Source organism: Agrobacterium genomosp. 2 str. CFBP 5494 (genome assembly GCF_900013495.1).
Classification (GTDB): domain Bacteria; phylum Pseudomonadota; class Alphaproteobacteria; order Rhizobiales; family Rhizobiaceae; genus Agrobacterium; species Agrobacterium pusense.
The window spans coordinates 1,119,852-1,135,546 of record NZ_LT009719.1 but is presented as its reverse complement, the minus strand read 5'-3'; the positions used below and the strand labels follow the sequence as shown (position 1 = coordinate 1,135,546).

Genomic DNA, 15,695 nt, shown 5'->3' with positions numbered 1-15,695 from the left:
TGACCGGTTTGATAGGCAGAGCACTTGCATTTTTAGGGAACGTCTCCTTCGACGGTTCCCCCATAGGTGACATCCGCAACACGTCCTGATGCGCCAGGATCGTGAGCGGTGAAATCGGGCATGCGTGCGGAAGCAACACGGATGATCAACTGGATCAGCTCCTGGGCAGTGGCCGACAGCGGGCGCGCTGTTGCCGAGAAGATTCCCCAGAGGAACGGGATGTCGACGTCGAGCGGTCGCACAGTCACGCCCGCGGTCAGGGGACCGTAAGCGGTTGCCGGTTCGACAATCGCAATCCCCATCCCGGTCGAAGCGATCTGCACCGCACTCATCGCCGCGCTCGTCGCTATGATCCGTTGTGCGCGAACATTTGCCTCCTGCAGAGCCTTGTCCACCCGGCGACGCAGACGGAACGGATTAGCAAGCGTAATGACTGTTTGGCCGGCCAGGTCGGCGACGGAAATGACATCCTTGGCGGCCAGCGGATCGTGAACGGACAGAACGGCTGCACAGCGGCCCTGAAAATATCCGTGCGCTTCGAGGCCGGGCTGTTCGGCCGGGAGCGACGTCACACAGAAATCGGCGGTACGCCCCAGCACCGCCTGAACGGCGGCTTCGGCAGGCATGCTTCTTAAAAAGACCGTATGCGGAAGAAGGGCTTCCGGTAGCTCGGCGAGAGCAAGCGGCACCATACCCGTGGCAAAAGCAGGCGTAGCGGCGATCTCGACCGGTTCGGGCTCCTTGAGACTGATCCTTTGCGCTCGATTGCGCAGATGCTCGATGCCGCTGATGAAGCGTTCCGCTTCAGAATGAAAAGCAATCCCCTTGTCACTCGGCGTTATGCGCGGGCCATTGCGATCAAACAGCGGAAATCCAAGCGACGTTTCAAGGTCCTGAATAAGACGTGTGACCTGGGATTGCGAACGGTCAAGCAGGCGCGCAGCACCGGTGATGCTGCCTGCGGACATAACCGCAAGAAATGCCTCCAGTTCGCGTATCTCCATCGCTATCATGCATCCTTTGCATTATGACAAATTTAATGTGCATTAAACGCATGATGTCTGCTAGTGACAAAAGAGAATTTTTCGTTTGGGACGCGGAAGATGAAAAAGATGGCTTGCTGACTTCGAACTGTGCAGAAAATTAAGCCTCGGGACGTGGCTTTTGGTCGTGCAGCACATGCATTTACTGGAAGGAGCCAGAATTTGCTGAGGGCGTAGGCAGGCGCGCAGATAAATGAGGCAGGGGAACCGCAAACACAGCTCTGGCGCGCCAGAAAAAATGATGCATTTGCGCAACGATCGGCAGGCAATGTACAGAACCGGTTTGTGTTCTACGCGAAAGATAGAGACCAGAGGGTGGCGCCATGTCCACTCCTACAACCGAAAGGACAGATGACATGCGGATAGCCATTCTCGGTGCGGGTTCGATTGCTTATGGCATGGCGGCTTTCCTCGCCAATGCGGGGCATCATCCGTGCCTATGGTCGCCCTCCGGCCGCAGTGCCAAGCCGTTGTCGGAAGGCGAACCGCTCATCGCTACCGGTGCGTTGGACTTCGTCGGTCCGGTCGAGGTCGCGGCAACCTGCGAGACCGCCATTGCGGATGCAGATGCGGTCATCATCGCAATGCCCGCAAACGGTCATCGTGCCGCCATCGACGCGGCGCTGCCGCATTTGCGGTCGGGACTGACCGTCATCATCAGCTCCCATAGCTCCTTTGGAGCGCTCTATCTGTCGAAGCGGCTTTCCGAACGACAACTCCGTCTGCCGATCATTGCTTGGGGGACCACGCTTCTGACGGCCCGCCGCCAAACCGACGGGCGCAGCGTCGTCGTCAACACCATCCGCCAGAAGGTGGACTTTGCCACCCTGCCGAAGTCGGCAGCCGCTGAGGGTCGGAGCCTGTGCACTGAACTCTTCGGTGATCGCTTCGTCGAACGTGACGGTTTGCTTGCCATCGCGCTCTCAAACCTCAATCCTCAAAATCATCTCGGGATCGCATTGCTCAATCTAACAAGGATGGAAAAGGCGGAGAGTTGGGGACAGGGCGAACATGTCACACCGGCGGTCGGTCAGTTGATTGAGGCGCTCGACGCCGAGCGACTGTCAATTGCCGAGAGCTTCGGCCTGGAGGTCAAAACAGTTCGCGAACACTTTTCTCTCTCCTTCCACGTGCCCCTCGCCTCTGTTTCCGAAATGAACCAGCAGATGCATCGTGAAGGACGAGGCGGAATGGGCCCTTCCTCCATCGAAAGCCGCTACATTTTCGAAGATGTGCCGTTCGGTCTACTCCCAACCGTGCTTCTCGGCCGCATAGTCAACCGGCCTGCGATCCTGCACGAGGCAGGCGTTCGCATCTTTACCGCATCGGTCGCACACAATCTGGAGGCAGACAATGACCTGCTGCCGGAGCTTTCACTTGATCATCTCGGTCCGAGCGAGCTGCGGGAGCTTTGCGAGAGCGGATTTTAACGGAGCAGAGGAGCCGCCCGTGATCCCGAGCGGCAGGAGCCGAGGGCCTTTCAGCGAGCCTTTGGCAATCCGCAGATCCTGAGAGAGATCGGCTTCCTGCAACGGCGGGCTGGCACGCGAGCCGCAGTCCTGGATCGATTACATGAGCAGCTGGGCAGGCTCAGTCATCGTTACGGCATAGCTAAGTGAGCGCTTTCCGTCATGGCTGTAATTGGCCCGACGCGGATGTTGCCGGTTATTCACGAGGCCACAACTCTATTGCGTCCTTGTGCCTTGGCGAGCAGAAGGGCCGCATCCGCCCGTGCCAGCAGCGTGTCCAGCGGCCCGGCCTCGGGCGAGGTTGCCACACCCACGGAAATTGTTACGGTTCCAAGAAGTTTCCCGGCATGGGAGATGGCTGTAGCACTTACTGCTGTTCTGACTTTTTCGGCCAAGCCAGCAGCGTCGCCCTTGAGCATCCCCGGCAAGAGCGCGGTAAATTCCTCTCCCCCATAACGGTAAGCCTCACCGTGATCGCCCAGCGTGTCACGAAGCGTTCGGCCCACATACTGCATGACCTTGTCGCCGGCATCATGACCATATTCGTCATTAAAACGCTTGAAGTGGTCGATATCGATCATCAGGCAGGCAAGTGGTGTCTTTAATTCGTCGCTTGCGAAACGTTGCACCCTTTCATCCAGATGCCGGCGATTGAACAACCCGGTCAGAGGGTCTTCGATAGCCATCAGCGTCAACTTCTCACGCAGCTGCAGATTGGCGATGGCAAGCCCGACATTTTCGGCAATCAGTTCGAGATAAAGCCGTGACGCATCGAGGTGCAGCGCCTGCCCTTCTTTTTCTTCCAGGTAAAAAAGCCCGATCATGTCGCCTTGCGCGGTCAACGGGACGCAAAGAGCGATAGCATCCGGATCATCCAGATGCTGACACGGCACATCGGTGTCGGAGAACCCGTTGGCGTGCGCCCGCCCGCGGCGCATCCCCCAGCACGCAGACGCAGGAAAACTGTCTCCGGCATTGTCAGGCGCTAGCCAGTCCGAACTGCGGTTGAGGATATTCTTGCTTTCGTTCAGGATATAAAGGCCGCCGGCAATGCCGGGAAAGATTTGCGGCGCAAAGCGCGCGACGATGCTGGCAAGCTCGCCCTGGTTCTGGCAGGCCTGCAGGCGGTGCATCATCTGCAGGATGAGGTCCTTGGTCTGTTGGTCTGCCCGTCGTTCCGCGTCGAGCCGATCGCGCTCGATGCCGCTCGCCCGGAAGATTTCAATCGCGGTGTTCATCTCGCCGATCTCGTCCCGGCGACTGTCGGGCAGCACCTCGACGGAATAATCCTGCTTTGCAAGCCGATCGATGATCCCGCTCATTCGCACCAATGGCATGGCGATCCGGCGTCTCAGGATGAAATAGAGCACCGCCAGGAACAGCCCTCCCGTCAGCCCCAGCATGATCTTGGCGATGACGCTCCACCAGTCGCTACGCGCTCGCGCCGCGGCCAACTGCGATCCGGTTCTTGCGGCTGTCAAATCTCGAAAATGCGCGACAGTCGCCAGAAGATCCTCTTGCAGTCTTTCATGCTCGGGGCCGAACAACGTGGACTGGGCAGCGCTCTTCTCACCGCGCTGAAATGCTTCGACCGCCGCGATCTCGAACTTGTCGAGTGCGTCCGCATCCGTTTCGATCTTTCGCAGTGCATCGACCTCGGCCTTCGGAAGCACTTTCGACAAGAGCTGGTCAACTGCGGCTTCCCGGCTTCGCTCGCTTCCATCTTCGGCCCGGAACGCGTTGAGATGACGTTCTTCGCCACGCATAACAAACAGCCTGGCCTCGTCGGACCGGACCTCTGCGCCAAGTGCGAGGTCTTCCGCCAGACTATCCAGCGTCAGATGCTCTTCCACCGCGACACGCTCTTCGACGGCGCTGCGAGACGACATGATGAAGGCCGCGCCAGACAAAGCCGTCAAGACGACTGTCACTCCGTAAGCCCAGTTGGTGATCGCGCTTATTCTCATTCTCTAATACTACACACCGCTGCTTGCGGGAGGATTAAGACGCCGGTTGTGATTGCATGGTGCGTGCTCGACATTGCCGGCGCCGGCAGGCTCAGAGTTCAGCAAGCTGGCCGAAGTTGACTGGACAGTCAACGAGAGCGCCACGGAAATCATTCATTCCGTCCCGCGCGGAGATCGAGGTTCCAAATGATGTCCGGCATTCGCCGAAGCATTGGTCACACTGAACAATTGCGGCTATGTTATTGTGGCAGATCACGGGAGGCGGCCTTCGAGGGCCGGTGATTGATGGGTTTTACGGACCACGTTAAGGAAATCGAGCGGGTCGGACAGGGAACCAACACGGGCCGCGACGCCGTTGTCCTGGAGTCCTGGCGGCGCTGTCTGGACGCCTACCAGCTCGACCCGGCGCAGGCGCGCGAGGCAGTGATCGTTTCGGAAACACGGCTGCGGGAACACCGTCAGCAGGCGGAAGATCTGGTACACATCGCCCGCTCCGGCCTCGAGCGGCTCTATCGGCAGGTTGCCGAACAGAATTACGTGTTGCTGTTGTCGGATCGGCTTGGTGTCACCGTTGAATTCCTGGGTGACCCCTCCTTCAACAACAATCTGCGCAAAGCGGGGCTCTATCTCGGTTCCGAGTGGTCCGAGCCCCGGGCCGGCACCTGCGCGGTGGGCGCCTGCATTGCCACGGGCGAGGTCCTGACGATCCACCAGACCGACCATTTTGACATCACCCACACACCCCTGTCCTGCACGGCAGCCCCAATCTATGATACGCAAGGATCATTAGCGGCCGTTCTCGACATTTCACTCCTCAGTTCGCCAATCCTGAAAGCCAGCCAGAACATGGCGCGTCATCTCGTCTCGTCGACGGTGCGGCGGATTGAGCTTGCCAATCTCATGGCAAACAGCCGTCACGATCTGGTCCTGCGCTTTGCGGGAGCGCCGGAGTTTCTCGACGTCGATCCGGAAGCGGCGATATCCGTAGACGGTGCGGGGCGCATCACCGGCATGACCCACGGCGGCGCCCGGCTTCTTGCCGCGTCGCGCGGTCTCGACTGGCGCACGCCCGGGCTTCTGATCGGCCAGCCTGTTACGGACTTCTTTCATGCGGGGCTCGACGAGTTAGCCTCGCTGACCCGCGCCAGCCTGCCCCAGGAACGGCGGATCGCCGTTCGAGACGGCTCGCTGCTCTTTGCCCATGCCATAGAACCGCAGCAACGCACAGGCAACGTGCCCTCTGCCCGCACTTCCGGCCGATCGCCGGCGATCAACAGGCTCGGCGGCAATGTGCCGGCGATCGACGACCTCAGGCGCAAGGTAGTCAAACTTGCACCCAGCAGACTGCCGATATTGCTGCAGGGAGAGACCGGGACGGGCAAGGAATATCTCGCCCGCATCATTCATGAGATGAGCGGGCTTTCTGGCCGCTTCGTGGCAGTCAATTGCGCCGCCATTCCGGAGCAGCTGATCGAGAGTGAACTTTTCGGTTACGTCCCGGGGGCTTTTACCGGGGCACTGGCCAAGGGGAAAAAGGGGTTGATCGAGGAGGCCGAGGGCGGAACGCTCTTCCTCGACGAGATCGGCGACATGTCCTATGCCGCCCAGAGCCGGTTGCTCAGGGTTCTCGCCGAGGGCGAGGTGCTCCCCGTCGGCGGCTCGGTCGCGCGCAAGGTGGGTTTCCGTGTCGTCTCCGCTTCGCATCGATCGCTGGCCAACATGGTCGCGGCAGGCGGGTTCCGCGAAGACCTCTATTATCGGCTCAACGCCGCCGTCCTGTCGCTAAAGCCGCTCCATGAACGCGAGGATCTGCCTTGGCTCCTCGAGCAGCTGCTCCATAAACACAATACGAAGGACGGCCGCCTGACGTTATCGGGCGCAGCGAGGCTGCTGCTTCTCAACCATCGCTGGCCAGGCAATATCCGCGAACTCGACAATGCCATCGCCTTTGCCGCAGCACTGTGCGACGATGGTGTGATCGAGATCACGGACCTGCCGGATCATTTGTCGCAGCCTGCCAGCGTGCGCGTCGGCGAAAGCGTCGAAGCAGACCTGCGTGCCGTCCTCACGAGTTGCAAGGCCAACGTCTCCGAAGCCGCCCGCCGTCTTGGTATCGATCGCACAACGCTCCATCGCCGGATGAGACGGTTCGGTATAGAGCGTCCGCACTGAGCCATTCATTGCGGCATCCGCCACACCTGTTGCGCCACAGCTGTGGCGCAATCGTCATCACCCTCCTTGAAAACGCTGTGATTTCCAGCCCTCTCGACGGTCGGCTCGGCTGGCACGGCGGTTGCTCCTCCTGATGGCATGAAAAGCAGCCTTAAGGAGGAAACATGCGCGCCCTCAGATTTCACGCCGCAAAGGACTTGCGGCTCGAGGACATCCCCGAGCCGAGACAGGCGGGACCGGGCCAGGTCATCGTCCGCAACCGCTTCGTCGGAATTTGCGGAACGGATCTTCACGAATACAGCTATGGCCCGATCTTCATCCCGACCGAGCCGCATCCGTTTACCGGCGCCCACGGCCCGCAGGTCCTCGGCCACGAGTTCGGCGGCGTTGTCGAAGCCATCGGTGAAGGCGTGACCTCGGTCGCCATCGGCGACCGCGTCTCGATCCAGCCTCTCGTCATGCCGCGCTCCGGCGACTACTTCGCCGACCGCGGCCTTTTCCATCTCAGCCCGCAACTCGCACTCGTGGGTCTCAGCTGGAATGGCGGAGGCATGGCTGAAGCCGCGCTGGTTCACGAATATAATGTCCAGAAGATCCCAGACGAGATGACCGATGAAGAGGCCGCACTCGTCGAGCCGACGGCGGTTGCCGTCTATGCCTGCGACCGTGGCGGCGTCACCGCCGGTAACAGCGTTCTCGTTACGGGTGCCGGCCCGATCGGCATGCTGACGCTGCTGGCGGCCCGAGCGGCCGGTGCCACCAAGCTGTTCGTCTCGGACCTGAACGATGCCCGCCTCGAGCTTGCCAAGAAAGTCCTGCCCGACCTTGTCGCCATCAATCCGAAGCGCGAAAAGGTTGGCGACGTCGTCCGCGCCCAGACCGAGGGCCAGGTGGGATGCGACGTTGCGATCGAATGCGTCGGCAACGAACACGCCCTGAAGGCATGCGTGGATGCTGTGCGCAAGCAGGGCGTCGTCGTTCAGACAGGCCTGCATCCGCATGAGAATCCGATCGACTGGTTTCAGGTCACGTTCCGCGATCTCGAGGTCAAAGGCTCGTGGGCCTATCCGACCCATTACTGGCCGCGTGTCATCAGCCTGATCTCATCCGGCCTCCTGCCGGCGACGAAGATTGTCACCAAGCGCGTCACGCTTGAAACGGCCGTGAAAGAGGGCTTCGACGCCCTCCTCGATCCGGCTGGCACCCACCTGAAGATCCTGATCGATCTCTCAAAATAAGCGTCTCGGCCAAGGCCTGAAGGGAGAGGAGCCCTGAAGGCGGCGGTTTGGAGGCTTTGACGGAACGCCCGGCAGCGGCGTTCCGTGACCCTCACCAAGCAATCATGGAGGAGAATAAATGCTCGATATCAGCCCCGGAACCAAGATCGACACGGCCCTTGCGAAGCTCGAAGGAGCGCTGGCGAAAGGCGACGTGGACGCCGCCGCCAACCTGTTTCAGGCGGATTGCTACTGGCGAGATCTGGTGACCTTTACCTGGAACCTGAAGACCCTCGAAGGCCGCGAGCAGGTCCGCGACATGCTTTCCAGCCAGCTTGCCGCAACCAAACCGTCCAACTTTGTGCAGGACACCAGGGAGGCCGCCTCCGAAGCGGGCGGCGTTACCGAAGGCTGGTTCGAATTCGAAACGGGGGTTGCCCGCGGCTATGGCCATATCCGTTTGAAGGATGGTCTGATCTGGACCCTATTGACCACCATGACCGAACTGAAGGGCCATGAGGAGCCGAAGGGCTTCCGCCGCCCGATGGGGGCGGAGCACGGCCATGACAGAAACCGCACGACCTGGAAGGAAAAGCGCGAAAGCGAGGCGGTGGAACTCGGTTACACGTCCCAGCCCTATGTCGTCATCATCGGTGGCGGCCAAGGCGGCATCGCGCTCGGCGCACGCCTTCGCCAGCTCGGCGTTCCGACGATCATCATAGAGAAGAACGAGCGGCCCGGTGACAGCTGGCGCAAGCGCTACAAGTCACTCTGCCTGCACGACCCTGTGTGGTACGATCACCTTCCTTACATTCCCTTCCCGGAAAACTGGCCGGTATTCACCCCAAAAGACAAGGTGGGCGACTGGCTGGAAATGTACACCAAGGTGATGGAACTGAATTACTGGGGCTCCACGACCTGCAAATCCGCCCAATACGACGAGAAGACCGGCGAATGGACCGTCGTCGTCGATCGCGACGGCAGAGAGGTCGTCCTCAAGCCGAAGCAGCTCGTGCTGGCAACCGGCATGTCGGGCAAGGCCAATGTGCCGAAATTCCCCGGTCAGGACATCTTCAAGGGCGAGCAGCAGCATTCTTCCCAGCATCCGGGTCCGGATGCCTATGCCGGAAAGAAGGTGGTCGTCATCGGCTCCAACAACTCGGCCCACGATATCTGCGCAGCGCTCTGGGAAGCCGGCGCCGATGTCACCATGCTGCAGCGCTCGTCGACCCATATCGTCAAGTCGGACTCGCTGATGGAGATCGGCCTTGGCGATCTTTATTCCGAGCGGGCGGTTCAGGGCGGCATGACGACGCGCAAGGCCGATCTGATCTTTGCGTCGCTGCCCTACCGAGCTCGCAAGGACAATTGAGGCCTGATTACTCGAAGAGTAAATCGGACGGAGGCAGATTGCTGGTCATCGGCCTCCGCCCGTCTTCCTGTGTCACATTTCGGGAAGAACAGCGATGTCGCGGACTTCTTTGTCCGTGCCGGTGATAGCGCCTACTTCGGTAGCGTTGCCGGTGTCGAGATTAACGGTGTAAAGCATTTTGTTTGCAGCGAGATAGGCAGTGTTCTTTCCGGCTTCCGTGCCCTGAATGTCAAAAGCATAGGTGGCTGGCTTGTCTTTGAAACCCAGCTTGCCAATTGCTTTCAAAGTGCCGTCATTCGGCTTGGTCTGCTGGATCAAGGCGCCAATCGTCGCATCGATATTGTACATTGCGGTCTTTTCAGGCTTGCCGATGGAGTTGGTATAGGCGGCTGCGACAATGTTCGGCGTCTCGCCCTTGTGCATGTCACCATCTTCGAAGGCCAGGACCCCGTCGACCGTCTCTGCACCGGTGTCAGGATGGACACGGTGGTTGGTGGTGCCAGTCATGAAACGAAGACGATCAGCCACCGGATTGAAATCGACGACGATCGGAGCCTGTGTCACCGTCAGCGTCTTGTCCATTTTTGCGAGATCAGTGGCAGCACCGCTTTCAAGGTTGATGGTAACGATACGATGGTCCGCAGTAACACCGATCACCGTCTTGTTGGCGGGGCGGTAATCAATGCCGACGAGCTTATCGACGCCGGTTACTTCCATGGTCTTTGTAACGGCGGGCTTCGCGGTATCGAACATGACAAGTGTTTTGTCACTCGTCAGCCCGAGAACGGGTGCCGAAAAGGCTGTCGATGCCATGGCAGCAAAGGCGGCGGATGCGGTCAGTGCGAAAAGGATGGTCTTCATGTCTTTCTCCCGTGCGTTTAACATTCGAGAAGGCGTCAGGCACTCGGCGCTTGACCCTTCATCATTGAAGACACCGCAAGGGAGACGAATGGATGCAGGTCGTAAAAATAATTCTCAGGATGCATCCATTTGATCGCCGGATGGGTATAGTTCGTGAAAGCTGACGATTTTCACCGCTGGATCATGGAAGGATATTAATGGGTTCCGGGCCGGACGATCTGGATAAGGCGCTTGCTGCCTGCGCTAAGGGTGACCGTTCGGCATTACGCCGAATTTTCGATCAGGAGGCTGGGCGGTTGGTCGCCGTGGCGCAACGCATCGTTGGACGTCGCGAACTTGCCGAAGAGGTCGTGCAGGAAGCCTTTATCCGAATATGGACCCACGCTTATCAATACAGTGCGGACCGTGGCTCCGCGCGCGGATGGATTTATGCCATTGTTCGAAACAGAGCGCTCAATCTCCTGCGGGATGGCAAACTTGAACATTCGGTCGAAGAGGTAGAAGCACTTCAGGAAGCCGAACAGGCAGACGCGATCATGGGTGCGTGGCACCGCATGGACACACAATCGCGCCTGCGCGAATGCCTGGGATCGCTCGATGATACAAAGCGGCGCGGTATTCTGATGGCCTATGTTGGAGGCTATTCTCACGGCGAGATCGCCGGAAGGTTGCGCGTTCCACTTGGCACAGCGAAATCCTGGATCAGGCGCGGGCTTCTGACGCTTCGGGAGTGCATGGGATGATCTACGACCGCAAGGATATACCGAACCTCGCTGACGAGTATGTGTTGGGCTTGACCGAAGGCACCGCCGCCGCGGAAATCGAGGACGCCATGGAACGAGATACCGAACTCAAGGCCGCGATTGCTGCAAGCCGTGAGCGTTTCCTGCCGCTCGACACCGCTATCACACCGGCAACCGTCAACGAGAGCCTGTGGCATCGCATTGAATCTGGGCTGACTTCGCAGCCTGCGACCGGCTACATGTCTGTTTCCACGCTTGCGAATGACAATAACAGCAAAGGCTGGAAGATCGCTGCGCTTTCGTCAATTGCCGCCGCATTGTTGCTTGCCATCGGTCTTGGATACAGCCTCATTCACAAGGCGGAGCCGCTTGTCGTCGCCGTTTTGATCAATGAGGCTGGAGATATTCAGGCGGTTGTCGAGGACTTTGGCGATGAACGGGCGATGATCCGTATACTGGCCGACTTTGCGGTGCCGAACGATAAGACGATAGAGGTATGGACGCTTCCGTCTCGAGAAATTGGGCCTGTTTCGCTCGGATTGCTGAAAGGCGTTCGCTCGGCTCGCCTTGATGGACCCGCATTGCCCACCCCGCGTGACAACCAGCTATACGAGATCACGCTCGAACAAGCGGGAGGATCGCCGACAGGCAGACCGACCGGACCGATCTTGGCCAAAGGGCTGGCGAAATTTCCGCGATGAAATCCACCGTCTGAGCGTTGCTTCAGCGCCTCATCCGACGGGCGATTTTTGTCCCATCTGCTTGCTTTCCAAATTTCCAGGAACATTGGCCCTGGTCTGTGGTTCGTCGTGGCACCAACCTCATGAACTGACAGGACGGATTATGGCGGATGTATTTTGGCTGGTTGTTGTCGCTGGAGGCCCATTGCTGCTGGGTGCCGTGGTCGTTTATGTCCTGCTGCGTCAGCGCAGGTTATCCGCCAAGGAGCAACAAGAACAAGCTCGCAAGGTTCATAAGCTTTACGACGGACAGTAACCGGAAGCGGAGACTGATATGAACTATAGAACCATATGGCCCTTGGTAGGGGCCGCGGCTGTGGCTCTCGCGCTGATCGTGGCCGTCTACTTCGTCAGGACGACTCCGGATACAGCACCGTCAAATTCACCAGACAGGGGGCAGACGGAAGACCAAGCACCTGCGGGGCCTGCTGACAGGAATGCGCTGCCGGGCAGCCAGAACACAACGCCCTGACCACAATAGTCATTGAGGGAGAGTTTAACATGAAGCCATTCCATGCCTGCTGCGCCGCTCTATGTCTTTCGATGTTAATGCCCGCTTTCTCGAACGCGCAATCACCCGCGGACTTCACTGCCGAGGCGGCTTCCTTCAATCAGTTTGAAGTGGAGGCGAGCAGGCTGGCGCTTAGAAGCGCGCAGGATGACGCGACGAAAATGTTCGCTAATGACATCATGCGCGACCATCAGAAAGCGCTCGTCGATCTCGCCGATGCTGCGAAAAAGGATGGTACCTCGGTCCCGACGGACCTGAGCGCCGAATATGCCGAGAAGATGAGAGCTTTAGAAACCGCTTCACAAAGTGAGTTCGACCAGGCTTACCTATCGACGCAGGTTTCGGTCCTTGAAGATGCGAAGACGATGTTCGAAGCCTTCATCAAAACCGGAATTGCAGGCTCGCTACGTGCATACGCTGAAAATCAGCGCGGCACCGTACGAACCTATAATGTGCGTGTTCAGGGCCTGACAAATCCGTGAAAGCGACCGGATCCACTCCAGCTCAACATTCGGAATTTGAATCACCATCGACAATTCAGCGGCGAGCTGTATTGACCCAGCTTGTCTGCGCCCGGCCGGCAAACGTACTTACGTTAAACCGGCCGATCGATGAAGATACTTGATCTAATCCACCCTATGCCACCGCGACGATCAATACGTAACTTTTCATCGGGTTAGTATATATATAACTCTCTGACGAGGCGCAGGCGCGCGGGGCCGTTATGATGCGTCCCTTAACCCACGCCATCCTCCCAGTAGGGCGGGTCCCCGAACGACGCTTTCAAGTGAGCCGCCAGTGCGCGCAGTTTTGCCGAAGGACGGCGACCCTCGGGGTGCGCAAGAAAGACGAATTCCGCGTCCGGCCGAACGCCGACATCGACGATCTTGAGCTTCCCATCGCGAATGTCCGGTCCTGCGATGAAGAGCGGAAGGAGTGCAATACCGAGACCGGCGATCGCCGCATCTCGCAGCATGTCGCCGTTGTTCACTCTGAATCCAATGCGTGCACGAACGATTTCAATGCCTCCAGGCGTAAGGAAACTCCAACGGCTTGCAACAATCGTCCGGACGCCTCCAGATTTGCCCCGTCCAGAACCGGATGAGAGGCCTCGACGACCTCTATCCGACCGCAGGATGCCCCTGTGCCGCGCTTCGTCACCACGACACCCTCGAGCGAGCCCTCCAAAGAGTATCAAATGCCCGTGCCATCGCCAGCGATGCCTTGCCTGCTCCCACGACGACAGTGCGACCTTTCGGCTGCTGCGGAAGGTTTGCCTTGATCGCTTCGTCAGGATCGGCCGCAGCAACCGCAGCGCGGAACAATTCAGACAGGAACGCTCCGGTGTCCGCGACTGCCGCCATGATCAAGCGGCCAAGCGGTCGCTCAATTTAAGATCAGCCTCAGGCTTCTTCTTCCTGAAACGCTTCTTCGCGTGTTTTGCGGAATGACGGCAGGATCATCAGCAGAAGCACGCCGGCTGTCGCGATCAGCAGGACCAGACTGATCGGCCGCTCCACGAAGACACTGGGGTTTCCGTGCGAAATTGTCAGGGCGCGACGGATGTTGGTTTCCAACAACGGTCCCAGGACGAACCCCAGAAGTAGCGGACCCGGCTCGCACTTGGCCTTGCGGAAGGCATAGCCCAGCAGGCCGAACCCGGCAGCCAGTACCACGTCGAATATGCGGTTGTTGATGCTGTAGACACCGACGCAGCAAAAGAGAAGGATTGCCGGATACAGCAGACGATACGGAACCGTCAGGAGCTTCACCCACACGCCGATCAGTGGCAGGTTAATCACGACGAGCATCAGGTTGCCGATCCACATGCTGGCAACGAGTCCCCAGAAGATTTCCGGCTGGGTTGCCAGTACCGTCGGTCCCGGGGTGATGCCGTGTATGATGAACGCACTCAGCATCATCGCCATCATGTTGTTCGATGGGATGCCCAGGGTCAGAAGCGGGATAAACGAGGACTGTGCGCCGGCATTGTTGGCAGCCTCCGGTCCGGCGACACCCTCAACGGCACCCTCGCCGAACTCCTGGGGACGCTTGGATACTTTTTTCTCGACCGAATAGGCGCAAAAGGAGGCAAGAGTGGCTCTGCCGCCCGGAAGTACGCCGAGAAACGTCCCGACACCCGTGCCGCGAAGGACAGCCGGCCAGGCCCGTTTGAAGTCCTCTCGCCTGCGAGATGAACACCGGGCTGAGCGCGGCACCGGTGGGTTTGGCAGCCGCCGTGGCATGAACCTGCCCTGGCTTGGAAGCTATTCCCGCAAGGTCGGCATTGTCGGTGCCTCCCGCATCGGGCGACTGGTCATCGATATGCTGACACGGGGCCGTTTCGAAATCGGCGTTTATGACCCATTCCTGTCCGCGGTTGAGGCAACGGAACTTGGCTCGACAAAAATGGAACTGCATACGCTTCTCGCATGGTCCGACATCGTCTCGCTGCATGCACCGATCCTGCCGCAAACCCGTCACATGATTGGTGCGCAAGAGCTTGCGTTGATGGCCGACCATACGGTGTTCATCAATACGGCGCGTGGCTGGCTGGTCGATCACGAAGCACTGTTATCAGAGGCGCGATCCGGTCGCCTGCGGATCCTGATCGATACGCCGGAACCCGAACCGCTACCGGTCGACAGCCCGTTTTACGACTTGCCGAATGTCGTGCTGACCCCACACATCGCCGGTGCGTTGGGCAATGAATTGCGCGCGCTTTCTGATGTCGCAATCACTGAAATCGAGCGCTTTGTTGCGGGTCTTCCACCGCTCTACCCCGTTCGCAAACATGACATGGAGCGCATGGCATGAGGGCTTTCAACTATTGTTTTTCCACGCTTGGCTGCTCTGAACTCAACCTGCATGAAACCGCTGACCTGGCGAAACGGCACGGTATTTCGTCCGTGGAATTGCGCACGCTTTGCGGTTCCGTCGACCTGATTTCGGCACTGGAGGGTGAGTTTGGCAGCCCTTCAATCTTTGCTGCGTTTCTGGCGCAACGTGACCTCAAGGTCACGGCCCTCAATACATCGATCCGGTTGTTTGATAGCGACGATATGTCTGCCGTTGAGCCCTTCATTGCGTGGGCGGAAGCGGCAGGCATTGCACATCTCAGGATATTTGACGGCGGAAATCGGTTAACGACCGGCGAGATGACACGTGCAGGTGCAGTGCTCGATCAATGGCAAGTCGACCGGCAATCACGGGGGCTGAATGTCGATCTGATGATCGAAACCCATGATGCTCTAGCGGATGCAACGCAACTCTCTACCTTCATCAGGCTTGTGCCAAATGCCCTGATATTATGGGACACCCATCACACCTGGGCCAAGGGTTCCGATATCAAGCGCCTTTGGCCTGATATTGTCGACAATGTCGTTCATTTACATGTCAAGGACAGCAAGATGGGAGACGACGGCCGACGCCATTACGTGCTTCCAGGCCAGGGTAACTTCCCCATGGCGGATCTTCTGTCGCTTGTCGGATCGAATGACCGACACCTCCCTCTCAGTCTCGAATGGGAGCGCCACTGGCATCCCGAACTGCCACGTCTGGATGACGCGTTGATCGCAGCGCGCGCCTGGTGGCGATAGG

At 59.0% G+C, this 15,695-nt stretch carries 11 protein-coding genes and 5 pseudogenes; 10 read left to right on the top strand and 6 right to left on the bottom strand.

Translation table 11 applies throughout. The features are described from left to right. Nucleotides 1–32: 32 nt before the first annotated feature. A complete protein-coding gene (locus AGR2A_RS20050) occupies nt 33–1,013 on the bottom strand; it encodes a LysR family transcriptional regulator (protein ID WP_072493372.1) in 981 nt (326 codons plus the stop codon). Between the two features lie 386 nt (nt 1,014–1,399). On the opposite strand from AGR2A_RS20050, the gene AGR2A_RS20045 reads away from it, so the two are divergent. Then, complete coding sequence (locus tag AGR2A_RS20045; RefSeq protein ID WP_072493373.1) at nt 1,400–2,473, top strand: NAD/NADP octopine/nopaline dehydrogenase family protein; 1,074 nt, start codon at nt 1,400–1,402, stop codon at nt 2,471–2,473. Nucleotides 2,474–2,712: 239 nt separating this feature from the next. Here the strand turns inward: AGR2A_RS20045 and AGR2A_RS20040 are convergent, their stop codons facing one another. Continuing rightward, nucleotides 2,713–4,479 carry a diguanylate cyclase gene (locus AGR2A_RS20040; RefSeq protein ID WP_004446011.1) on the bottom strand — a complete coding sequence of 589 codons (1,767 nt, stop codon included), beginning with the start codon at nt 4,477–4,479 and terminating at the stop codon, nt 2,713–2,715. 285 nt (nt 4,480–4,764) lie between these two features. Between AGR2A_RS20040 and AGR2A_RS20035 the strand changes: the two genes are divergently transcribed. The 3 genes and pseudogenes from AGR2A_RS20035 to AGR2A_RS20025 form a co-directional block, all read left to right on the top strand. Then, nucleotides 4,765–6,651, top strand: coding sequence for a sigma-54-dependent Fis family transcriptional regulator (locus AGR2A_RS20035; RefSeq protein WP_072493374.1), 1,887 nt, complete (start codon nt 4,765–4,767; stop codon nt 6,649–6,651). Nucleotides 6,652–6,815: 164 nt separating this feature from the next. Further along, entirely contained in the window at nt 6,816–7,889 is a 1,074-nt protein-coding gene (locus AGR2A_RS20030; RefSeq protein WP_072493375.1) for a 2,3-butanediol dehydrogenase, read from the top strand. A gap of 118 nt (nt 7,890–8,007) precedes the next feature. Then, nucleotides 8,008–9,222 (top strand): annotated as a pseudogene (locus tag AGR2A_RS20025) (NAD(P)-binding domain-containing protein); the annotation flags it as partial. Between the two features lie 90 nt (nt 9,223–9,312). Here the strand turns inward: AGR2A_RS20025 and AGR2A_RS20020 are convergent. Further along, entirely contained in the window at nt 9,313–10,101 is a 789-nt protein-coding gene (locus AGR2A_RS20020; protein ID WP_107327393.1) for a DUF4394 domain-containing protein, read from the bottom strand. A gap of 197 nt (nt 10,102–10,298) precedes the next feature. On the opposite strand from AGR2A_RS20020, the gene AGR2A_RS20015 reads away from it, so the two are divergent. The 4 genes from AGR2A_RS20015 (at nt 10,299) to AGR2A_RS20005 (ending at nt 12,577) form a co-directional block, all read left to right on the top strand. Then, the gene (locus tag AGR2A_RS20015; protein ID WP_072493376.1) at nt 10,299–10,844 is read left to right on the top strand and encodes a sigma-70 family RNA polymerase sigma factor; all 546 of its coding nucleotides are present in this window, start codon (nt 10,299–10,301) and stop codon (nt 10,842–10,844) included. Further along, nucleotides 10,841–11,545, top strand: a complete 705-nt coding sequence (locus AGR2A_RS20010; protein WP_072493377.1) for an anti-sigma factor — start codon at nt 10,841–10,843, stop codon at nt 11,543–11,545. Before AGR2A_RS20015 ends, AGR2A_RS20010 begins: the two co-directional genes overlap by 4 nt. Nucleotides 11,546–11,687: 142 nt before the next feature. Next, nucleotides 11,688–11,840: a hypothetical protein gene (locus AGR2A_RS29670; protein ID WP_167378232.1), complete on the top strand. Its 153-nt coding sequence runs from the start codon at nt 11,688–11,690 to the stop codon at nt 11,838–11,840. Nucleotides 11,841–12,085: 245 nt separating this feature from the next. Then, nucleotides 12,086–12,577 carry a DUF4142 domain-containing protein gene (locus AGR2A_RS20005; RefSeq protein ID WP_072493378.1) on the top strand — a complete coding sequence of 164 codons (492 nt, stop codon included), beginning with the start codon at nt 12,086–12,088 and terminating at the stop codon, nt 12,575–12,577. Nucleotides 12,578–12,831: 254 nt separating this feature from the next. Here AGR2A_RS20005 and AGR2A_RS20000 read toward each other — a convergent pair. The 3 pseudogenes from AGR2A_RS20000 to AGR2A_RS19990 all read right to left on the bottom strand — a co-directional run. Beyond that, nucleotides 12,832–13,242, bottom strand: a pseudogene (locus AGR2A_RS20000) (LysR substrate-binding domain-containing protein); the annotation flags it as partial. Continuing rightward, nucleotides 13,143–13,459: pseudogene (locus AGR2A_RS19995) on the bottom strand (DUF4147 domain-containing protein); the annotation flags it as partial. The pseudogenes AGR2A_RS19995 and AGR2A_RS20000, both read right to left, overlap by 100 nt. Nucleotides 13,460–13,498: 39 nt before the next feature. Further along, nucleotides 13,499–14,281: pseudogene (locus AGR2A_RS19990) on the bottom strand (tripartite tricarboxylate transporter permease); the annotation flags it as partial. Between AGR2A_RS19990 and AGR2A_RS19985 the strand changes: the two are divergent. Next, nucleotides 14,280–14,912: pseudogene (locus AGR2A_RS19985) on the top strand (NAD(P)-dependent oxidoreductase); the annotation flags it as partial. The pseudogenes AGR2A_RS19990 and AGR2A_RS19985 overlap by 2 nt on opposite strands. Continuing rightward, nucleotides 14,909–15,694: a sugar phosphate isomerase/epimerase family protein gene (locus AGR2A_RS19980; RefSeq protein ID WP_072493380.1), complete on the top strand. Its 786-nt coding sequence runs from the start codon at nt 14,909–14,911 to the stop codon at nt 15,692–15,694. The pseudogene AGR2A_RS19985 and the gene AGR2A_RS19980, both read left to right, overlap by 4 nt. Nucleotide 15,695: the final 1 nt, after the last annotated feature.